Source organism: Pseudomonas sp. SJZ078 (assembly GCF_007828255.1).
In the GTDB taxonomy this organism is placed as follows: domain Bacteria; phylum Pseudomonadota; class Gammaproteobacteria; order Pseudomonadales; family Pseudomonadaceae; genus Aquipseudomonas.
The window spans coordinates 22,703-44,372 of the sequence record NZ_VIUG01000026.1; the positions used below are offsets into that span (position 1 = coordinate 22,703).

Sequence of the window (21,670 nt, forward strand, 5' to 3'; positions counted from 1 at the left end):
TTTTTGCGCAAATAGAGAGTCGCAGGAATGAAGCCGTTCGCCTCCCGTTATCTGCTCCTTGTCGCATTTTCCTTGCTACTGGGGGCTTGCACGAGTTCGCCGCCAGTAACCGAAGCACCCGACACCCGGGGGCCGGCCATTGCGCAGCTGGAACAAAGCCTGGCCAGCAATGAACTGGCCACCGCTGAAGATCAATTGGCCACGCTGCAGGCCCAGACGCCCAACGATCCGGCGTTGGAGCCCTATCAGCGGCAACTGGCCGAGGCGTATCTGCGCCGCAGCCAGATCGATCTGCAAAAAGGCGATGTAAACGCCGCCGCTACGGCCCTGAGCCGTGCCCGCGCCCTGATGCCCAAGGCGCCAGCACTGACCGGTGAATTCAATGGCGCCATAGCCCAGGCCCGTAAGATCGAGCTGGATAAAGCCGAGGCCGCTCTCCAGGCTGCCGAAACCAAACCGGCCGCCAAGTTGATCGATCCGAGCGCCGAGAGCACCACGCTCCAGCTCAATATCAACGATATCCAGCAAATGCGTCGGCAACTGGATGCTATTGCCACTGATGTGGTGAATTTTCAGTGTGATGTCACAGTTCAGGTGCCGCGCATCGACGATTATCCGTGGCTGGCGAACCTGCTGGCCAAGCGGGTCAAGAAACTGGATCCGGGGTTTGATCTGAAGCTTCGCAAGCAGATCCTGCGCAACGTGCCGGCGCAGGTGGTGCTGACTCCGCGTAAATCTTAAAGGCATCGCGAGCAGGCTCGCTCCCACAGGGTTTTGTGGCAGATACAACATGTGTATTCACAACACATCCACTGTGGGAACGGGCTTGCTCGCGAAAGCGGTGGGTCAGCCAAGAAAATGTTGCATGTACCGCCGCCTTCGCGGGTAAACCCGCTCCCACAGGGTTCCTTGGCGGACATAGAATCTGAATGCACACCAGTTCCACTGTGGGAGCGAGCCTGCTCGCGATAGCGTCCTAACGGTCGCCTCTCATCAAGCCGGAACCGCCTTGGCCTTGGGCTCACGCGCCCAAACCCGATGCTGGGCAATCGCCGCAAAAAACCGCGAAAAGCCGCTCGCCTCCGCATCCTCTATCAGCCCCGCATCCACCTCCAGCTTCAACTCAACCAGCAACTGCCGAGCTTCGCCATGAAGCCCAATGGCCTTCAGATGTTTGTAGGCCTCCAGCACGTAATGCAACGCCACGCCGTCCCGACTCAAGGCCTTGATCGACTCTGGGCCGCCCGGAACAAACACCGCATCGAAGGCAATCGATGGCAAGCCTTCCATGGACGCATCCACCGGCAACGTCTGCCCATCGACCGTGGTCACCGGCGCGGAAGTCGGACCGAGCACCTTGGCGTGAGCGCCCTCGGCCTTCAAGGCCTGTTTGAGCACATCGATAATCGCCCCGTCCACCCCGTTCGCCACCAGCACCGCAACCTTGCGTGTCTTGATATCTCCAGATAACAAGTTCGCCTGGCTCAAGGCTGGGGATTGCTCCAGCGAAGGCGTCGGTACGTCCACGGTGCATGCGGTGGGCGCCGGCAATCCAAGGTTTTTCGCCACCCGCGCCGCCAGCTCCAAATCGATGTTGGCGAGAATTTCGTTAACCTGCCGCGCCCTGATGTATTCCCGCTCGACCTTACCCAATTCGAAACTGTAGGCCGCGATGATGTGCTCCTGCTCATGGGCGCTCATGCTCTTGTAGAACAGCCGCGCCTGGGAAAAATGGTCGCTGAACGAGTCACTGCGCTGGCGGATCTTGTAGGCGTCGATACGCTCCGGATAGCTTTCAAAACCACCGTCTTGCGGACCGGGCGGGGTTTCCTTCGGCCAACCACCGTCGATGGAGTTGGGCTCGTAGGAGGTCCGCCCCTTGTCGATGGTGGTGCGGTGCATGGCATCGCGCTGGCCGTTGTGCACCGGGGTGATCGCCCGGTTGATCGGCAGCTCATGAAAATTCGGCCCACCGAGTCGGCTGATTTGCGTATCTGTGTAGGAAAAGAGCCGGCCTTGCAGCAACGGGTCGTTGGAAAAGTCGATGCCCGGCACGATATGCCCGGGGCAGAACGCGACTTGCTCGACTTCGGCGAAGAAGTTGTCCGGGTTACGGTTCAGCACCATCTTGCCCAGCGGCGTGATGGGCACGAGTTCTTCAGGAATGATCTTGGTCGGGTCGAGCAGGTCGAAATCGAATGTGTGCTCGTCTTCCTCGGCGACGATCTGCACACCGAATTCCCATTCCGGGTAATCCCCCATCTCGATCGCCTCCCACAGATCGCGACGGTGGTAGTCCGTATCTTTACCGGCCAGCTTCTGGGCTTCGTCCCACACCAATGAACACGTGCCGACCTTGGGTCGCCAATGGAATTTGACGAAACTGCTGCGGCCTTCGGCGTTGATCATGCGGAAGGTATGCACGCCGAAGCCTTGCATGCTGCGCAGGCTTTTTGGAATGGCCCGATCGGACATCGCCCAGATCACCATATGCGCCGACTCCGGCACCAGCGAGACAAAATCCCAGAAGGTGTCGTGGGCTGAGCCGCCGGTAGGAATCTCGTTGTGGGGTTCGGGTTTTACCGCGTGGACGAAGTCTGGAAACTTCACCGCATCCTGTATGAAAAAAACCGGCATGTTGTTGCCCACCAAGTCGAAGTTGCCTTCGTCGGTGAAGAACTTCACTGCAAAACCGCGCACGTCACGCACTGTGTCACCGGAACCTCGTGGCCCCTGCACGGTGGAAAAACGCACGAACACCGGGGTCTTTTTGCTCGGGTCCTGTAGAAAACCAGCCTTGGTCAGTGCCGAATGCGCTTCATAGCTCTGAAAGTAACCATGGGCCCCGGTACCGCGGGCGTGCACGATGCGCTCAGGAATGCGCTCATGGTCAAAATGCGTGATCTTTTCACGCATGATGAAATCTTCCAGCAGCGAGGGCCCACGGGCACCGGCGCGGAGGGTGTTCTGGTTGTCGGCGATCTTCACACCCTGATTGGTGCGCAAGGCCTGCTCGGTGGCATCGGAGCGAAACGGCTCCAGGCTCTCAAGCTTGGCGTTGGTGTTGCCGCGATCCAGGGTGTCGGTCCCGGCCAGTTGGCTCTTGCCGGTTGCAGGCTGCTTGGTATTCATCAGACATAAACTCCTCGTTTCGATCCCTTTTCACCCAGGGCTTGCGGACAAGCGCCGGGCAGTGGCGCCCAGGCATTTGGGAGTGGCTTATGTAGTGACTGATGACGGTTCGAGCCGTTCCCTCGGAACGCGCCTGGATTTTCCCGGCCAGCGCCAACCCAGCGATGATGGGTGTCACCGTTGGGCTGGCGAAGCTTCAGCAGTCAGATGCCATCGCGCAGGATCTCGATTCTCCACCGCTGGCGCGTATGCACGCCTTGATAGCGGTCGACCCATTCCGGGCTGATCTGAGGCGATGGGCCCAAGTGGTTGGGCATCACATCATGGATGGACGGTGCCCGTGGATAGCTGGCCCAAGGAATGTTCAGCGGGTTGAACACGTTCTTGGGCGTGTCCTGGAAGTGCATGGAGTCATCCGGAATGACCTTCAACCGGCTGTCATCGGCATAAAGGCGCCAGTCGCGGTTGTACAGCGAATGAATCCGATCCGCTTGCCACTCCCACTGCTGCCGGTTATCCAGGGCGCAGCTATCGGTGACCAGCGCGCCATCCGTTTCGCGCACACTCAGGCATCGATTCGAGGCCCGGTTGACGTACCGATTCTCCGAATCCAGGCCCCACAGTTGATGGGTGTTCGAGGCCGCGCAGGATTCAAGGGAAACACTTGAGTTGGCATTTTCGGCCATGCACTTGCCGACGCCGTCGGCGGAACGAATCAGCACGGTCATTTCGCGAGTCAGGAAGGGACTGTTCAAGTCCAGCATGTATTGTTCCGCGGCATCGTAGGTATCAGTGACGTGAAGGGATTTGACCTGGCTCCGATCCCACCACCATTCACGCCGATTCAAGTCATAGCCGCCGCCAATGCTCACCGTTGCCGTACCGGTGTAGTTGCCGGGCAACTCCCACAAGGTATAAGACTCAAGCGATGCCGAGCGCATCATGGGCGTCATACGCGCTTCGGTTAGAACCGGCAGCCCGGCAGTGAGCCTTTCAACCAATACCGCCTTCAGCTTGGGATCTATGGGTGCGTTCCACGTCAACTTCGAACCGTTCCGCGATGCGATCAACGAGTAGTCCTGGAACGCGTAACTCATGGTCTTGGAATGTGAATAATTCAAACCGAAACTCACATTGAACGGTGATTTAGCGGCATAGGTAATATTTTCGGCTTTTGTCCCACCAAATTCGCTACCTAATGTTCCGCCAATGGAAATTCCATTGGTTTTCGTTTCGCTGTAATTGAAATTTGTCCTCGTGTCACTAGCAGGCGCCGAATTGACCAATATCGGAACAATCTGTTCAGTGGTCAGTTGATGAGTGAACCGGTAGGCATGTGGCAAGTACGCGCCCCAGAGATTTTCTCCACTGCCACCCGGTCCGAACCCACCGATGGTGATGCCGTTTTTCGTGGAGCGCGCGGTTGTTGGCGACGTTTTTATGGAAACGAACTTCTTGTCCTGGCTCCGCTCTGCACTCCTGACGACATCGATATTCACCACCGAAGTCATTTCCTGGTTCGGGCTCTGAAGATTGATGTTGTAGGTCAGTTTCGGCAGGCCAATGAACTCGCCTTCCTCCCGGGGGTACCCGGCCCGTGCCTGCAGTTCCTTGATCAACAACCCCACCGCTTCCAGAACAGCTTCATCCTGGTAACCTTCCAGGCGATAGACATTGATCTCCGAATTGCTCACCCGGTGAAACAAGGCATAGTCAAACGCGCTGGAAATTCCGAATATGCTACTTACTGTTTTCGCCAGTTCCGTCGTCTGGTAGCCCATCTTCAACAGCACCGGTTTCCCCGAGCGGAAAATCGCCGTTACCTTCTCGATGGCTGCTTCATCATCCTTGACTGCGGCGATATCCAGATAGGCCAGGGAAGAAAACTTTTCATCGGCGAGTCGCGCCTTGAATTCTTCCTCGGGCATGGCAGCAACCGACAGAGCCTGATATTGAGGCAGCGACATCTGCACCTCAGGAAGTTCTCCGAATACCATTAAAGTGTCCGAGGTCATCGAACTTGCAGCCACTGCATTTGCCATTACGCTTAATGCAAACAGTCCTGCAAAAATAGCCTTATGCTTTTTCACATTCCATTCCTTTTAAATGTTTCCCCGCCGTTACGAGACGGGTTTAATTCGCTGTAGCGAGCGACGATCGGTAACCTACCAGATACTTGTTCATGGACAATCGAAAGTACTATTCGAAATGAAACCGAGTATGTGGATATATTTAACAGCTAACTTTAAATGCTCTTGAGCAGGACGGATGAACGATCCTTTGCCTGTCAGGCCTGGCGACGGCTGCATGGCGTCCGCTGCCCCGAAAGGGGCGCGGATGGGTACCCAGCAATGGACAATCAGGCATACCGGCCTTTGATCGCGTTATTACCAAATAGCGGCCAAATTGCGAAATAAATGCTAATGACCTCTATACAGACAGGCTAAAATGCGCCCCCGGCTAACCGCTGCCCCTTTTCCAACGCGCCCCACAAGGTTCGCTACGTGATCGAGTTTCAAAACGTCCATAAAACCTACCGCGTCGCCGGTAAGGATATCCCCGCGCTGCACCCGACCAGTCTGAGGATCGAGAACGGTCAGGTCTTCGGTCTGATCGGCCATTCCGGTGCAGGAAAAAGTACCCTGCTGCGTCTGATCAATCGCCTGGAAGACACCAGCGGCGGCAAGATCATCGTCGACGGCGAAGAAGTCACCGCCCTGGACGCCACGGGCCTGCGACGCTTCCGTCAACAGGTCGGGATGATTTTCCAGCACTTCAATCTGCTGGCCTCCAAGACCGTGGCCGACAACGTCGCCTTGCCGCTGACGTTGGCGGGCGAATTGTCCCGCAACGAAATCGACCAACGAGTGGCCGAGTTGCTGGCACGGGTAGGCTTGTCCGACCACGCCAGGAAGTACCCGGCGCAGTTGTCCGGCGGCCAGAAGCAGCGCGTCGGTATCGCCCGCGCCCTGGCGACCAAGCCCAAGATTCTGCTGTGCGACGAGGCCACCAGCGCCCTCGACCCGCAGACCACCGCATCGGTGCTGCAACTGCTCGCAGAGATCAACCGCGAGCTGAAGCTGACCATCGTGCTGATCACCCATGAAATGGACGTGATCCGCCGGGTCTGCGATGAAGTCGGTGTGATGGATGCCGGTGTGATCGTCGAACAAGGCCCGGTGGCCCAGGTGTTCCTGCACCCCAAGCATCCGACCACCAAGCGTTTCGTCCAGGAAGACGAGCAGATCGACGAAAGCGAACAGCGCGACGATTTTGCCCACGTACCGGGGCGCATCGTGCGTCTGACATTCCAGGGCGATGCGACCTACGCGCCGCTGCTCGGCACCGTCGCCCGGGAAACCGGTGTGGACTACAGCATCCTGGCCGGTCGTATCGACCGCATCAAAGACACCCCCTACGGGCAACTGACCCTCGCCATCACCGGCGGTGACATGGAGGCGGCGTTTGCCCGCTTCATCGCGGCCGATGTCCACATGGAGGTGCTGCGCTGATGGAATTTTTTGCAAACATCGACTGGCTGGAGATCTGGCTGGCCACCGGCGACACCTTCCTGATGCTGTTCGGTTCGCTGTTGTTCACGGTGCTGCTCGGCCTGCCACTGGGGGTGCTGTTGTTCCTGTGCAGCCCGCGCCAGTTGCTCGAAGCCCGGGGCGTCTATGCGCTGCTGTCGCTGATCGTCAACATCCTGCGTTCGCTGCCTTTCATTATCCTGTTGATCGTGATGATCCCGTTCACGGTGTTGATCACCGGCACCTCGCTGGGCGTAGCCGGGGCGATTCCACCCCTGGTGGTCGGCGCCACACCGTTCTTCGCCCGTCTGGTGGAAACCGCCTTGCGCGAAGTCGACCGTGGCATCATCGAAGCGACCCAGGCCATGGGCGCGACCACCCGGCAGATCATCGTCAACGCCTTGCTGCCGGAAGCCCGCCCAGGCATCTTTGCCGCAATTACGGTGACCGCGATTACGCTGGTGTCCTACACGGCCATGGCCGGTGTGGTCGGCGCCGGTGGCTTGGGCGACCTGGCGATCCGTTTCGGTTACCAGCGTTTCCAGACCGACGTGATGGTGGTCACCGTGGTATTGCTGCTGGTGCTGGTCCAGGTCCTGCAAACCGTGGGCGACAAACTGGTTGTGCATTTTTCTAGAAAATAAGGCCTTGCGCCCATAAACCATGAGCCAGCCATTCGCTGGCAGGCGCCGAGAGCGGGCGCCCCACAAGGAGTTAGCTGAATGAAGAAATTACTGGTTGCCTTCGCTGCCGTCGCAGCCTTTTCCGCCCATGCCGACACCTTGACCATCGCGGCAACGCCGGTGCCCCACGCGGAAATCCTCGAATTCGTCAAGCCGGCACTGGCCAAGGAAGGTGTGGACCTGAAGGTCAAGGTCTTCACCGACTACATCCAGCCGAACGTACAGGTCGCCGAAAAGCGCCTGGACGCCAACTTCTTCCAGCACCAGCCGTACCTGGATGAGTTCAACAAGGCCAAGGGTACCCACCTGGTAGCCGTAACTGGCGTGCACCTGGAACCCCTGGGCGCTTATTCGAGCAAGTACAAGAAGCTCGAAGAACTCCCTGGCGGCGCCAACGTAGTGATCCCGAACGACGCCACCAACGGCGGCCGTGCGCTGTTGCTACTGGCAAAGGCCGGGGTGATCAAGCTGAAGGATCCGAAGAATATCCTGTCGACCACCAAAGACATCACCGAGAACACGAAGGACCTGAAATTCCGTGAACTGGAAGCCGCGACCATTCCACGCGTGCTGACCCAGGTCGACCTGGCGCTGATCAATACCAACTACGCGCTGGAAGCCAAGCTGGATCCGTCCAAGGATGCGCTGGAGATCGAGGGCAGCGACTCGCCTTACGTGAACATCCTGGTGGCCCGTGAGGACGACAAGGACAGCGAGGCAATGAAGAAGCTGGCGGCTGCGTTGCATAGCCCGGAAGTGAAGGCGTTTATTCTGGAGAAGTACAAAGGCGCAGTATTGCCGGCGTTTTGATCTGATCGGGTGATGAAAAAAACGGGACTGCGTGGGAATGCAGACCCGTTTTTTTTGCACTCATGATAAATTCCCGCAGCGACCTCTAATGAATAGAGGGCATTCAGGGAGAGAAGTAAGTGATCAAGTCTTTGTTGGTTGGGGCATTGCTGGCAATGGCATCCGCATCGGCATCTGCGATGAGTTGCGATAATCCTAGAAACGCCTATGACAGAACCTATTGCGCGTCGCTGAAAATGGTTCAGTCGGATCAGGAAATCAATGATCAATACAAGAAGACCATGAGTGCGCTGAACCCGGAACAAAAGAAAAAAGTGAAAGCGGCTCAGATCCAGTGGATCAAAATTCGCGACAACGCCTGTTCCAACGACGGCCTGCTCTACCTGGACTGTGCCAACGAGAAGACCGAGTCGCGTATCGTCATACTCAAAGCCATCGAGCGCGAATGCCGTGCTGCCGGTTGCGACGATGCCAAGCTGTCGCAAGTCGAGTGATCCGGCCAAGGGCAGCTGATATCTATCGCTGAGAAGAAGCGATGGGACAAGCGAAAAGCCGTACCGAAAAACCCGACATCATGCGTCGGGTTTTTCTTTGGCAGGCTGCCTATAGGGGTGGTTAGGGCCGCTTCGCAACCCAGCGGGAGCAAACTTCCTCCCCACGGGGTTTTGGTTCAATCAAGGCCGTGGGTGTAATTCAGTTGTTCGCGTTGCTGGCAGGATGCCACAATCGCTTTTTTAGTTGCATCACGATCAGGTGGATCACATGCATGGCTCAGGATCACGAAGTGACCAGGATTTCTTCATAGCCGAGCAGGTGCGAACTGACCGACTGCAGCAACTGTTCCGCCAATCCGTTTCAGCGGTATTGGGGAGTTACCTCGCCGCTATCATGCTGTGTGGATTGTGTTGGGATCGTTTCGACCACGACCTCGTTCTTTGGTGGCTGGCGATACTGACCGGATCGACGCTGATACGCATCTCGATGTTCGTGGCCTATTTCTGCAGTGATGAAAGCCAGCGCACGCCCCAACGGTGGGAGCGCAAGTACTGGATCACCCTGGTGCTATCCGCCAGTATCTGGGGCGTTGGCGCATTCGTGGTCATGCCGGCAGACGATCTTCTGTCGCAAGCGCTGGTCATGCTCTTTACCGTCGGCATGTCCGTCAGTGCGGTGTCCTGCTACTCCGCCTACCGCGACATGACATTGCTCTCCATCGGCCTGGTCCTGTTGCCGTCCACCGCCTGGCTACTGTTTCAACCGACCAGAATTCAACTCGGTATCGCCCTCTCGATCATCGTATTTGCCGTATTCGCTGCCCGCGCCACACACAAAATGTCCCAGGCACTGGAAACCGCTTTCCGACTCACCCGTGAAATGGAGCAGGCCAATAGCGTTTCCACCCGCGCAGCCCAGACCGATGAACTGACAGGACTGATGAGCCGACGCGCCTTCTTCGAGCATGCCCAACAGCTTTATGACGAATGTGAAGCCAACCGGCTGGGATTGTGCGTGTTCATGCTGGACATGGATCACTTCAAGCACATCAACGACACCTACGGTCATCAGGTTGGAGATCAGGTCCTGCGGCAGATGGGCCTGGTCATCAGCTCATCCTTCCGGGCCACCGATGTCCACGGCCGGTTGGGGGGAGAGGAGTTCGCGATTCTGCTTCCGGACACCTCCCTCGACGCCGCCATCGAGATTGCAGAAGAGCTTATTCAAACGATTGGCGAATTGATGATCGAGCCTGTCCATCGCATTACCGCCAGCCTTGGAGTAGCGTTCACGGAGGCTGGGCACAAGGATCTTCATAGCTTGATGAATAATGCGGATAAGGCGTTGTATCGGGCGAAGGCGTTGGGGCGCAATCAGGTTGCGGTTGCCCAGTAAGACTTCGTTTAGGCGTCATATAGGGGTGACTAGTTAATGCAAAAGGCCAATCCATGTCGCTGAACCATTGGTGCTACACGGTGGGGCGTGCCTGTTACCCCAACTGTGTATGGCCAGCATGTTGCACAAAGACCCTCAGGGTGAAAGCTTCTATCAACAGGCCGTCCCATATCTGCTGCAAGCGAACAGCAAGTTCGAGGCCGTGACAGCCGACAAACCTACCGCAAGCGCGCTCGAGGTTAACGACTTCCAAGGCCGAAAAACGCTTGAAGATCCTACTGAGTCCAAACTGAGACATGGAGCAGTGGAATTGGCCGCAGCGTTGCGAACTAGTGTTGATCATACCCAGTGTTAAGCCCAGGCACCTTGGAAAACGCTTCGGCAATAAAATCCATAAACACAATCGCCCGCTTGGGCAACAACCGATTGGCGACGTAGAGAAACTGGACCGGCACCGGCGGCGCTTCGTAGTCGCAAAGTACCTGACACAACCGGCCGCTCTCCAACCCTTGCTCGTACAACCACCTTGGCCCGCTGGCGATCCCGAGGCCGGCGGTGACGGCTTCTTGTATGGCCTGGGGCGAGTTGACCCGCAATCGCCCCGAGACGTTGATGACGGTATCGCGGAAATGCCAGGTATTACCGGTGCTCAACAACGAGTACAGAATGCAGTCATGGTTGTGCAGGTCTTCCGGTGTCTGCGGGATGCCACGGCGTTCCAGGTAGTCTGTCGACGCGACATAGACCCGTGTGTAATGGCCAATCCGGCGGGCGCGCAGTGCGCTGTCGGTCGGATGGCCGATGCGGATGGCCAGCTCGGCGCCTTCCTCCACCAGATCCACGAGACGATCACTGAGCTGCAAATCCAGTGACAAGCCGGGGTAGCGCGCCAGAAAAGCGGGAACGTGCGGCATCAGGAAGGCATGAGCCAATGCGGTCGGGCAGGCCACGCGCAGCAGTCCGGTCGGCTCGGACTCATCGCTCAAGGACGACTCCGACTCCGCAACGGCATCGAGGATCCGGCTGACGTCCGCGTAGTAGCGTTCGCCTTCCGGCGTCAGCACCAGCCGTCGTGTGGTGCGCTGGAGCAATCGGGTACCCAGATGGTCCTCCAGCGCGGCCACGTATCGGCTGACGTTGGGTTGGCCCATGCCCAAGTCCCGCGCCGCCGCTGAGAAACTGCCCGTCTCGACGGTGCGTTTGAAACAGGTCATGAGTAGAAAGCGATCCACTTGAAGCCCCAAATTCATGCACATTCAGCATTAAAGATATGCAAGTCCGTGATCTTATCAACTAAACGGCATAGACGGATCATGAGCGCCGCATCCCGCTCTCATGATCTGGAGTTCACTCATGTCTCGCTTACTCAATAAACGCACCCTCATCACTGGCGGCACCAGTGGCATTGGACTGGAAACCGCCAAACAGTTCCTCGCCGAAGGTGCCCGCGTTATCGTTACCGGTGTCAATCCTGACTCTATCGCAGCGGCCAAAGCCGAGTTCGGCAGCGACGTGCTGGTGCTGCGCGCCGACTCGGCCAGCGTTAGCGCACAAAAGGAACTGGCCCAGGCCGTAGAGAGGCATTACGGAAAGGTCGACGCTGTCTTCCTCAATGCCGGTGTTTCCGTTTGGCAACCGATTGAGGATTGGTCGGAAGAAATGTTCGACCGTTCCTTCGACGTCAACGTCAAAGGGCCTTACTTCCTGATCCAGGCGCTTCTTCCCGTGTTCGCCAATCCCGCCTCGGTGGTGTTGAACACCTCGATCAGCGCCCACGTAGGCTCGACACGCTCCTCGGTTTACGCCGCCACCAAGGCTGCCTTCCTCAGCCTGTCGAAAACATTGTCGAGCGAACTGATGCAGCGCGGAATCCGCGTCAACGCCGTTAGCCCAGGGCCGGTGAATACGCCACTGTATGACAAGATGGGTATTGCGGATGCCTATCGCCAGCAGCTCAACGCCGACATCATCAAGAGCATCCCTGCGGGACGGTTTGGCACGCCGGAAGAGGTCGCCAAGGCAGTGTTGTACCTGGCTTCGGATGAATCGCGGTGGACGATGGGAAGCGAGATTGTCGTGGATGGGGGGCGGTTGTTGAACGATTGATACCGCTTTTGCCGATCAGTTAAAGACCAAACGGCGCAAAACCCGTAGGAGCATAGCTTGCTAGCGGTAGCGGTAGATCAGCAACACCGTTGTCGACTGGCCTGCCTCAATCGCGTGCAAGCTATGCTCCCGCAGATTTACGGCTTGGCTGATCGGGCACTGTTCCGTTCGGCTATGTTTTATGTCGACAACGCTCAGGCTTTAGAGCCAGCCATTCGGCCAATAGGCTCAAGCTCCTTGCCTTTAGCGAGGCTAACCGACAAGAAGTGGCGTTCCATACGGGTCGCGCAACCCGCCAGACGGCGGGCGTCGGCTTCGTACTGAGCGGCAAGTAAGGGCTTTGGAGTGCGCTTGGAAGGCTTCATGGAAAACCTCGGAGGAATTGGGGGTCATGTTAGGCGTCGTACGCCACGATGTGGTGCCGTTGGATTGTGGGCCAGCGCTACCCCCAAAATTTCAATCTCGTGCGCTTTTGCAAGACGCCCCGACAAAACTCAATCGCCATTGATTCTAGGGGGTTTCGGGCAAGTGGAACGTAAACCGTCAATATGCTCCATTAAACCATCCGGAATACTCTGCCACATTGGGTCAAGGATAAAATCTATACCCTCCCGGCGAGCCATTTTTGCAGCGGGTACAAAGTCCGCATCACCTGCAAAAAGAACGATCTGATCCACCTGCTTTTTGAATGATAGCGACGCTACATCAACTCCGATCCGCATGTCGACGCCTTTTTGCCTCGTTTCCATGCTGACATCATTCTCTGTTAAGTCAGCAATTTGAATTTTACCTTTGAGAAGGTCGGCAATTTTCGCTGGCTTGATCGTCCACTTCACATCTTTAGAAAGGTGTCCGAGCCGCAACGCCACCTTACGCTTACTTCGCAACCTAGCGTGGAGTTCTTTCCTAAATAGCGCTTCCTTGGATTTGGAAAAATCCACAGCTTTTTTAGAAATAGGATTGTGCTGTTTGGTATCTAGCGGGGGGCAGTCATAGAAAAAAATTCGATAAAGCTCTTTCCTATGACGTTGCTGCTGCTCCTGCGCTTGGCCATTCGGACGAGGAGCAACCTTGCTTAAATGAGCCGTTGCCCATCGATGCACAAGGTCCGCAGCTCGCTCCGCGTTGTAAGCATTCTGAGGCTCGATCTTTCGAAAGCGCTTTATAAAATAGGCGCCGTCAACCAACACCGCTGTGGGCATGACTTTCCTCCAGATAGCAAAACGCCCAAGGGGTCGGCACGTCCTGGATAGTTTGGACGGCGTACAGCCTTGGGCGGGATGCGCGAAGAATAGATCCAGTCGACGGCGCCGTCAACTGGCAATCTCTCGCTGTAGGTAGGCTAAGGCATCAGCCGCAAAGCGGCTGATGCCTTAGCCTACCTACAGCCATTTTTTTGTCAATGAGGCACCCGCGACCAATTTACGTCATGATTTTGGCTATCACCATATGCTTTACGACAAGGTGATCAGCTGTACGTATCCGGGGCGCACACCCACATTTTGTTTAGTTTTTCCATGCTCGCTAGACAATGCTATCCACCACCCCGCCATCAACACGCAACGCCGCACCCGTCGTAGCCGAAGCCTGCTCCGAACTGGCATAAATAATCATATTGGCAACTTCCTCAACACGCGCCGCCCGTTGAATGATCGAGGTACTACGGTGCTGTTTGACGAAATCCGCCCCCACCTTCTCCAGGCTTTCCCCAGTGCGCTCGACATCCGCCTGGAGCATCTGCGCAACCCCTTCGGAAAGCGTCGGCCCAGGCAGCACTGAGTTCACCGTAACGCCCGTGCCGGCAAGGCGCTTGGCCAAGCCGCGAGCAATGGAAAGCTGGGCGGTTTTAGTGAAGCCGTAATGAATCATGTCGGCCGGAATATTCACGCCCGACTCGGACGAAACAAACACAATCCGCCCCCAACCACGCTCGACCATGCCCTGCGCATAGGCCCTGGAAACACGCACGCCGGACATCACGTTGGTTTCGAAGAAGCGCTGCCATTCGCTGTCCGGGGTTTCGAAAAAGTCTTCCAGCTTGAAAATGCCCAGGTTGTTGATGACCACATCGAAGCGCGGGTACTTGGCGACCAAGGCCTGGCAGCCTGAGGCGTTGCTGAGGTCGCCCACAAAGCCTTCGGCTTTGGAAGCAAGGTCGCCCAAGCGCTGCAATGCGTCCTCTACGCTGCTGTCGCTGCGACCGTTGATGACCACGTGGGCGCCGGCTTCGAGGAAGCCTTTGGCTGTGGCAAAACCGATGCCGCTGGTGGAACCGGTGACCAAGACGTGACGGCCGGTGAAGTCGATTTTCATGGGAAGGACTCCTTGAATTAATGGACCAGAGGGCTGTGCGATGTTGGCGAGGCGGTATTTACGAATTCGTCGTACAACGATTGAAGATAGCGACAATCCAGCAAAGTGATGCAAACCCGACATGCGGTGTCGGGTTTGCTTTATTGATTGAGCGAATGTTTACCTGCTATCGCGGCTCAACGTTATCCAGCACCCGATTTGCCAGCAACGACCCCAGCTCGATCAGTTGCTGAATACCGAGCGCCACATGACGGCGTGAACCTTCCAGTTCGAAGGCGAGGTCGTTGACCATGGCGTCAGCCGAGGCCAGGGTTTCGGTGAGGTTGGCGAGCAGGGATTCGTTGTCGATGTCTTTTACGATTGTGAATATCTGGCCCGGTTGGGGATCGTCGGGTTTTGTTGCTTTGGGAGAGAGATAGAAATCCAGGGCGCGCTCTGCAGCTTCATCGAGCTTTTTGGCCCCGGATTTTGTGCGCGGGGATGCTTGCTCCGTTTCCGGAGGGTTTGGAGTTACTTTGAACATAAGCTGGAATCCTCAGTGAGGCCGCGACCTCTTCCCTACTAAAAGAAGGGTGGCGGCTGTACGCAGGTTAGTAGACCGGGGATTCCAGCATTGCCGGCGCGCCGAAGCGCCCTGCGCACAGCCACCATCAAAGGACAGGAATTAGGATACCTGCCTGAGTGGAGAACTCATGCATCTTGCGGGAAACCACGGGCTACTAAACCCGACCACTGATGGGCAGTGGCAGGAAGACAATAGAACCCGGGGACAAGGCGCACAAGCGGGCGGATTCTGGCGTAGTTGTAGGCAAAGGCGCAAGGATGCGTGGGTTGGGGGAAGGGTGGCGGTCGGGGAATAAACAGGCGACGGGAAGGCCTGGAAGTCGCGGGCTAGGGGGCCGCCTCTGCTTGGTTGGAAAGCAGGGCTGGTGCGGATCGTCTGTAGGAAGTTGGGGCTGCTCCGCAGCCCAGCGGGGATGAATCCCCTTGCCACAGGAAGGTGGAGTCAGTTAATTCAGCGGCGGCTGTGAGGGCGCCATCGCGAGCAAGCTCAGCTCCCACAGGATTATTGGCCACCAACCCCAGTGGGAACGATCTTATGAAGAAGTAGCAGGCCTTCAATACCAGCGGGCTTCGCCCGGCGGGCGTTTCTTGAAGCGTTTCATGCTCCACATGTATTGGCTCGGGTACGCCCGCACGTAGCGCTCCACGACTTGGCTCATGGCGGCGCAGGCGGTTGCGGTGTCGGTGCTGTACATGGCTTCTGGCGCGGCTTCGAGGATGACTTTGTAGCCGGAGCCGTCCGGCAGGCGCAGGGCATGAAGGAACACACCCACTGCTTTACCACCGGCGAGCATGTTCGGCACGAACTTGCTGGTCAGGGCCTGGGTGGCGAAGAAGGGCACGAAGATGCCGGCGGACTCGGCCGGTTCCGGGTCGGCGGGGATACCCACCTGGCCGCCCTTGCGCACTTCCTTGATGACGCTGAGGATGCCTTCCTTGGTGGACGCCGCGACTTTGTTACCTAGCTGTACGCGCTGCTTCTGCAGCAATTCATCCACCGCCTTGAGCTTGGGTGGGCGGTAGAAAATGATCGGTTTGCACTGGCTGCAATAGAAGTGGTTGAGCACTTCCCAGTTGCCCAGGTGGCTGGTGATGCCCACCACGCCCTTGCCGGACGCCAAGGCTTCTTTCAATATTTCCAGGCCCTCGACTTCACGCACCAGTTCGATGGAGCGCTGGGCCGGCCAGATCCAGGCGCAGGCGCTTTCGGTCAGGGATTTGCCGATGTCCTTGAGACTCTGGCCCACCAGGCGCTCGCGCTCGGCCGGGTCCATATCGGGAAAGCATTTGGCGAGGTTGATCCGCACCACGTCGCGGGAGCGGTTGGGCAGTTTCCACATGAGCCAGCCGATGGCCGAGCCCACCGCCTGCACGGCCCGCCAAGGCAGTAGCGCAAACAACCGCAGAGCGCCGACCAGCAAGGCGCCTTTCAACTTATCCACAGGTCACTCCTGAATTCATGGGCCGTGTTGCGAGCCGGCTATTCTAACCGCCGTTTGCCAGCTCGGCGTAGCGGTCGCAGTCCTGGGTGTGATCCATGACCATGCCCGAGGCCTGCATGAAGGCGTAGCAAATGGTCGGCCCGACGAAAGTGAAGCCGGCCTTTTTCAGGCCTTTGCTCATCTGCACGGCTTCGGGGGTGATGGCTGGCACTTCGGTGCGGTCCCTGAAATGGTTGATGAGAGGTCTGTCGCCGACAAAAGACCAGAGGAAGGCCACCGGGTCTTCCAGGGCCAGCCAGGCCTGGGCGTTACGGCGCGCGGCCTTGAGCTTGAGGCGGTTGCGGATGATGCCGGGGTCCTGCATCAGGTCCTCGATTTCGGCATCGCTCATCTGCGCCACCCGCTGTACGTCGAAGTTGTACAGCACCTCGCGGTAATGGGCGCGTTTGCGCAGCACGGTGATCCAGGACAGCCCGGCCTGGAACCCTTCGAGCAAAAGCAACTCGAACAAACCCTGCGCATCGCGCAGCGGCGTCCCCCACTCCTGATCGTGATAGGCCATGTACAAAGGATCTTCGGAACACCAAAAGCAGCGTGGCATAAGGCTCCAGGGGGCGTGCGCACGAACGAATCGGGTATACTCCCGCTCTTTAAATCGCAGCCCAAGAAACAGGTGAATTTCGTGAGCCAGCCTACGCCAGCCGTGCGTACCTTCCAAGACTTGATCCTCGCCCTCCAGCAATACTGGGCCGAGCAAGGTTGCGTGGTACTTCAGCCCTACGATATGGAAGTAGGCGCCGGCACTTTCCACACTGCCACGTTTCTGCGTGCCATCGGCCCGGAAACCTGGAACGCCGCCTACGTGCAACCCAGTCGCCGTCCGACTGACGGCCGCTACGGCGAAAACCCGAACCGTCTGCAGCACTACTACCAGTTCCAGGTGGTCCTGAAGCCGAACCCGGAAAATTTCCAGGAACTGTACCTGGGCTCCCTCAAGCGCGTGGGCCTCGACCCGCTGGTGCATGACATCCGTTTCGTCGAGGACAACTGGGAATCGCCTACCCTGGGCGCCTGGGGCCTGGGCTGGGAGGTCTGGCTCAACGGTATGGAAGTGACCCAGTTCACCTACTTCCAGCAGGCGGGCGGCATCGAGTGCTACCCGGTGACCGGCGAGATCACCTACGGCCTGGAACGCTTGGCGATGTACCTGCAAGGCGTGGACTCGGTCTACGACCTGGTGTGGGCCGACGGCCCGTTCGGCAAAGTGACCTACGGCGACGTGTTCCACCAGAACGAAGTGGAGCAGTCGACCTACAACTTCGAACACGCCAACGTCGACAAGCTGTTCGAACTGTTCGATTTCTACGAAAGCGAGGCCAAACGCCTGATCGAGCTGGACCAGCCGCTGCCGTTGCCGAGCTATGAAATGGTGTTGAAGGCGTCCCACACCTTCAACCTGCTGGACGCACGCCGGGCGATTTCCGTGACCGCGCGCCAGCAATACATCCTGCGTGTGCGCACCCTGGCGCGTTCCGTCGCGCAAGCCTACCTGCTGGCCCGTGCCAAGCTAGGCTTCCCGATGGCGACCCCGGACCTGCGTGATGAAGTGTTGGCTAAGCTGGAGGCTGCACAATGAGTGCTCAAGATTTTCTGGTTGAACTGGGCACCGAAGAACTGCCACCCAAAGCCCTGAATACCCTGGCCGATGCATTCCTGGCCGGTATCGAAAAAGGCCTGCAAACCGCCGGCCTGAACTTCGAAACCAAGCACGTCTACGCCGCGCCGCGCCGCCTGGCCGTGTTGATCACCGGCCTGGCGACCCAACAGCCGGACCGCAGCATCAACCTCGACGGCCCGCCACGCCAGGCCGCGTTCGATGCTGACGGCAATCCGACCCAGGCAGCCCTGGGCTTCGCCAAGAAGTGTGGCGTGGACCTGAGCGAAATCGACCAGAGCGGCCCGAAACTGCGCTATAGCCAGAGCATCAAGGGCAAGCCGACCGCCAGCCTGCTGCCGACCATCGTCGAAGACTCCCTCAATGACTTGCCGATTCCCAAGCGCATGCGCTGGGCTGCGCGCAAGGAAGAGTTCGTGCGTCCGACCCAATGGCTGGTCATGCTGCTTGGCGACCAGGTCATCGACTGCACGATTCTGGCCCAGAAAGCCGGTCGCGATTCCCGCGGTCACCGCTTCCATCATCCGCAAAGCGTGCGCATCACCTCGCCGGCCAACTACCTGGCCGACCTGCGTGCCGCCTACGTGCTGGCCGACGCCAACGAGCGTCGCGAGCTGATCAGCAAGCGCACCGAAGAGCTGGCCACCCTCCAGGAAGGCACCGCCATCGTGCCGCCAAACCTGCTGGACGAAGTGACCGCACTGGTGGAGTGGCCGGTGCCGCTGGTGTGCTCATTCGAGGAACGTTTCCTTGAAGTGCCACAGGAAGCGCTGATCACCACCATGCAGGACAACCAGAAGTATTTCTGCCTGCTGGACGCCGACGGCAAGTTGCTGCCGCGCTTCATCACGGTCGCCAACATCGAAAGCAAGGACCCGCAGCAGATCATCGCCGGTAACGAAAAAGTCGTTCGCCCGCGCCTGACCGATGCCGAGTTCTTCTTCAAGCAAGACAAGAAGCAACCGCTGGAGAGCTTCAACGAACGCCTGCAGAACGTGGTGTTCCAGGAAAAACTCGGCAGCGTCTACGACAAGGCCGAGCGCGTTTCGAAATTGGCGGCCTTCATCGCCCCACGCATCGGCGGCGACGCCCAGCGCGCGGCCCGTGCCGGCATCCTGTCCAAGTGCGACCTGTCCACTGAGATGGTCGGTGAGTTCCCGGAGATGCAAGGCATCGCCGGTTACTACTACGCGCTCAACGACGGTGAGCCGCAAGACGTCGCCCTGGCGCTGAACGAACAGTACATGCCCCGTGGCGCCGGCGCCGAGCTGCCGACCACCCTCACCGGTGCGGCCGTGGCGATCGCCGACAAGCTCGACACCCTGGTCGGTATCTTCGGCATCGGCATGCTGCCCACCGGCAGCAAGGACCCATATGCCCTGCGTCGTGCGGCGCTGGGTGTGTTGCGGATTCTGATCGACAAGCAACTGGACCTGGACCTGAACGACGCCGTGGCCTTCGCCGTCAACGCGTTCGGCAGTAAGGTCAAGGCCGCCGGCCTGGCCGATGCGGTGCTGGAGTTCATCTTCGACCGCCTGCGTGCGCGTTATGAAGATGAAGGCGTCGATGTCGCGACCTACCTGTCGGTGCGTGCCCTCAAGCCGGGTTCGGCCCTGGACTTCGACCAGCGCGTGCAAGCCGTCCAGGCTTTCCGCAAACTGCCGGAAGCGGCAGCATTGGCGGCGGTGAACAAGCGTGTGTCGAACCTGTTGAGCAAGGCCGAAGGCAATATCGCGGCCACCGTCGAAGCCAAGTACTTCGACAACGCCAACGAGTTCTCCCTGTATTCGGCTATCCAGCAGGCAGACCAGGCCGTCCAGCCGATGGCTGCGGCACGTCAGTACAGCGAAACCCTGGCACGCCTGGCGGCACTGCGCGAACCGGTGGATGCGTTCTTCGAAGCGGTGATGGTCAATGCCGAAGACGCCAGCGTGCGGGCCAACCGCTACGCGCTGCTGGCGCGTTTGCGTGGTCTGTTCCTCGGCGTCGCCGACATTTCGCTGCTGGGGTAAGCCTTGAAACTGCTGATTCTCGATCGGGACGGGGTGATCAATCACGACTCCGACGCTTACATCAAATCGGTGGAGGAGTGGCTGCCGATCCCCGGCTCGATCGAAGCCATCGCGCAGTTGAGCAAGTCCGGCTGGACGGTGGCGGTTGCCACCAACCAGTCGGGCATTGCCCGCGGTTACTATGACCTCGCAATCCTCGACGCCATGCATGAGCGCTTGCGCGCCCTGGTGGCCGAGCAGGGCGGTGAAGTCGGGCTGATCGTCTATTGTCCCCATGGGCCGGATGAGGGTTGCGATTGCCGCAAACCCAAACCGGGCATGTTGAAGGCCATTGCCGAGCATTATGCTGTTCCGCTGGCGGGCGTCTGGTTCGTCGGAGACAGCCTCGGTGACCTGGAGGCGGCCAAGGCCGTCGATTGTCAGCCAGTTTTGGTAAAGACCGGGAAAGGCGAAAAGACTCTGGGCAAGACCCTACCGGTAGGCACTTTGATTTTTGACGACCTGGCGGCGATTGCCGCTGAACTTATCCACAATTAGAGCTCCCTAGACATCCTGATCAAGGATTGTTCGGGAAGCGCTTGAACAGGCGGGCATTGCCCGCAACGGTAAATGCCGCTATGTCGATATTGCAGGCCATCAGATCTTTTCTCTTTTACCTGCTGTTGGGCACCAGTTCCTTGTTGTGGTGCTCCCTGAGTTTTTTTGTCGCGCCCTTCATGTCGTTCAAGGCGCGCTACCGCTTCATCAACGTGTACTGGTGCCGTTGTGCACTGTGGTTGAGCAAAGTGTTCCTAGGCATTCGTTATGAAGTGAAGGGCGCCGAGAACGTGCCGGACCGGCCCTGCGTGATCCAGTCCAACCATCAGAGCACCTGGGAAACCTTCTTCCTGTCGGCCTATTTCGAGCCGCTGAGCCAGGTGCTCAAGCGTGAACTGCTGTTCGTGCCGTTCTTCGGTTGGGCCATGGCGATGCTGCGACCGATTGCCATCGATCGCGACAACCCCAAGGCTGCGCTCAAGCAGGTGGCACAGAAGGGCGACGAACTGCTCAAGGACAACGTCTGGGTGCTGATCTTTCCCGAAGGCACCCGCGTCCCCTATGGCACGGTCGGCAAGTTTTCCCGCAGCGGTTCTGCATTGGCGGTGAACGCCGATCTGCCTGTACTGCCGATTGCACACAATGCCGGCAAATTCTGGCCCAAGGCAGGCTGGATCCGGACCCCTGGCGTGATCACGGTGGTGATCGGTGAGCCGATGTATCCCCAAGGCAGCGGGCCCCGTGCCATTGCCGAGCTCAACGACCGGGTCCAGGCCTGGAACGAACAGACCCAGCGGGACATGGGCTCGCTTCCGCCGACTCCCACAACGCCGGCGGCTACCGACCAACTCGCTGTCTGATATCTGTGGATAAGCTGTGTACCGTTTTCTCCGAAAACACAGCTTTTATCTTGTAACCTCATGTTTTTAATACATATTTCTTAAGAACATAAAACCGACCGGGACGTGCATAAGTT

The 21,670-nt window shown here is 58.3% G+C and carries 19 protein-coding genes; 11 read left to right on the forward strand and 8 right to left on the reverse strand.

Annotated elements, in window-relative coordinates; all coding sequences use genetic code 11:
• Nucleotides 1-27 precede the first annotated feature (27 nt).
• A complete protein-coding gene (locus FBY02_RS20500) occupies nt 28-741 on the forward strand; it encodes a PA5502 family lipoprotein (RefSeq protein ID WP_144930011.1) in 714 nt (237 codons plus the stop codon).
• 252 nt (nt 742-993) lie between these two features.
• On the opposite strand, the gene katE is transcribed toward FBY02_RS20500, so the two are convergent.
• Together katE and FBY02_RS20510 are read right to left on the reverse strand one after the other, a co-directional pair.
• Nucleotides 994-3,132 (reverse strand): catalase HPII, encoded by a 2,139-nt coding sequence (gene katE, locus FBY02_RS20505; RefSeq protein WP_144930012.1) that lies wholly within the window; start codon nt 3,130-3,132, stop codon nt 994-996.
• A gap of 203 nt (nt 3,133-3,335) precedes the next feature.
• On the reverse strand, nt 3,336-5,222 hold the full coding sequence (locus FBY02_RS20510) for an RICIN domain-containing protein (RefSeq protein WP_144930013.1): 1,887 nt from the start codon (nt 5,220-5,222) through the stop codon (nt 3,336-3,338).
• 414 nt (nt 5,223-5,636) lie between these two features.
• Between FBY02_RS20510 and FBY02_RS20515 the strand changes: the two genes are divergently transcribed.
• The 5 genes from FBY02_RS20515 (at nt 5,637) to FBY02_RS20535 (ending at nt 10,045) form a co-directional block, all read left to right on the forward strand.
• Nucleotides 5,637-6,644, forward strand: a complete 1,008-nt coding sequence (locus tag FBY02_RS20515) for a methionine ABC transporter ATP-binding protein (protein ID WP_144930014.1) — start codon at nt 5,637-5,639, stop codon at nt 6,642-6,644.
• On the forward strand, nt 6,644-7,306 hold the full coding sequence (locus tag FBY02_RS20520) for a methionine ABC transporter permease (RefSeq protein ID WP_053149304.1): 663 nt from the start codon (nt 6,644-6,646) through the stop codon (nt 7,304-7,306). Before FBY02_RS20515 ends, FBY02_RS20520 begins: the two co-directional genes overlap by 1 nt.
• 78 nt (nt 7,307-7,384) lie before the next feature.
• A complete protein-coding gene (locus FBY02_RS20525; RefSeq protein ID WP_144930016.1) occupies nt 7,385-8,155 on the forward strand; it encodes a MetQ/NlpA family ABC transporter substrate-binding protein in 771 nt (256 codons plus the stop codon).
• 119 nt (nt 8,156-8,274) lie between these two features.
• Entirely contained in the window at nt 8,275-8,649 is a 375-nt protein-coding gene (locus FBY02_RS20530) for a lysozyme inhibitor LprI family protein (RefSeq protein ID WP_144930017.1), read from the forward strand.
• Nucleotides 8,650-8,917: 268 nt separating this feature from the next.
• Nucleotides 8,918-10,045 carry a diguanylate cyclase gene (locus FBY02_RS20535; RefSeq protein ID WP_144930063.1) on the forward strand — a complete coding sequence of 376 codons (1,128 nt, stop codon included), beginning with the start codon at nt 8,918-8,920 and terminating at the stop codon, nt 10,043-10,045.
• Between the two features lie 329 nt (nt 10,046-10,374).
• Here FBY02_RS20535 and FBY02_RS20545 read toward each other — a convergent pair whose 3' ends face one another.
• Nucleotides 10,375-11,277, reverse strand: coding sequence for a LysR family transcriptional regulator (locus FBY02_RS20545; RefSeq protein ID WP_144930064.1), 903 nt, complete (start codon nt 11,275-11,277; stop codon nt 10,375-10,377).
• A 121-nt stretch (nt 11,278-11,398) separates the two neighbouring features.
• Here FBY02_RS20545 and FBY02_RS20550 point away from each other — a divergent pair, with 121 nt between their 5' ends.
• Entirely contained in the window at nt 11,399-12,151 is a 753-nt protein-coding gene (locus FBY02_RS20550; RefSeq protein ID WP_144930019.1) for an SDR family oxidoreductase, read from the forward strand.
• A 494-nt stretch (nt 12,152-12,645) separates the two neighbouring features.
• Here FBY02_RS20550 and FBY02_RS20555 read toward each other — a convergent pair whose 3' ends face one another.
• The 5 genes from FBY02_RS20555 to FBY02_RS20575 form a co-directional block, all read right to left on the reverse strand.
• Nucleotides 12,646-13,353: an NYN domain-containing protein gene (locus FBY02_RS20555; protein ID WP_144930020.1), complete on the reverse strand. Its 708-nt coding sequence runs from the start codon at nt 13,351-13,353 to the stop codon at nt 12,646-12,648.
• Nucleotides 13,354-13,675: 322 nt separating this feature from the next.
• Nucleotides 13,676-14,464: an SDR family NAD(P)-dependent oxidoreductase gene (locus FBY02_RS20560; RefSeq protein ID WP_144930021.1), complete on the reverse strand. Its 789-nt coding sequence runs from the start codon at nt 14,462-14,464 to the stop codon at nt 13,676-13,678.
• A 166-nt stretch (nt 14,465-14,630) separates the two neighbouring features.
• A complete protein-coding gene (locus FBY02_RS20565) occupies nt 14,631-14,987 on the reverse strand; it encodes a DUF6124 family protein (protein WP_144930022.1) in 357 nt (118 codons plus the stop codon).
• A gap of 595 nt (nt 14,988-15,582) precedes the next feature.
• A complete protein-coding gene (locus tag FBY02_RS20570) occupies nt 15,583-16,470 on the reverse strand; it encodes a lysophospholipid acyltransferase (RefSeq protein ID WP_144930023.1) in 888 nt (295 codons plus the stop codon).
• A gap of 43 nt (nt 16,471-16,513) precedes the next feature.
• Complete coding sequence (locus tag FBY02_RS20575) at nt 16,514-17,071, reverse strand: DNA-3-methyladenine glycosylase I (RefSeq protein WP_144930024.1); 558 nt, start codon at nt 17,069-17,071, stop codon at nt 16,514-16,516.
• Between the two features lie 81 nt (nt 17,072-17,152).
• Between FBY02_RS20575 and glyQ the strand changes: the two genes are divergently transcribed.
• The 4 genes from glyQ to FBY02_RS20595 all read left to right on the forward strand — a co-directional run bounded on the left by glyQ (nt 17,153) and on the right by FBY02_RS20595 (nt 21,554).
• Nucleotides 17,153-18,106, forward strand: a complete 954-nt coding sequence (glyQ, locus tag FBY02_RS20580) for a glycine--tRNA ligase subunit alpha (RefSeq protein WP_144930025.1) — start codon at nt 17,153-17,155, stop codon at nt 18,104-18,106.
• Nucleotides 18,103-20,157, forward strand: a complete 2,055-nt coding sequence (gene glyS / locus FBY02_RS20585; protein WP_144930026.1) for a glycine--tRNA ligase subunit beta — start codon at nt 18,103-18,105, stop codon at nt 20,155-20,157. Before glyQ ends, glyS begins: the two co-directional genes overlap by 4 nt.
• Nucleotides 20,158-20,160: 3 nt before the next feature.
• Nucleotides 20,161-20,694, forward strand: a complete 534-nt coding sequence (gene gmhB, locus FBY02_RS20590) for a D-glycero-beta-D-manno-heptose 1,7-bisphosphate 7-phosphatase (RefSeq protein WP_144930027.1) — start codon at nt 20,161-20,163, stop codon at nt 20,692-20,694.
• A gap of 80 nt (nt 20,695-20,774) precedes the next feature.
• A complete protein-coding gene (locus FBY02_RS20595) occupies nt 20,775-21,554 on the forward strand; it encodes a 1-acyl-sn-glycerol-3-phosphate acyltransferase (protein ID WP_144930028.1) in 780 nt (259 codons plus the stop codon).
• Nucleotides 21,555-21,670 lie beyond the last annotated feature (116 nt).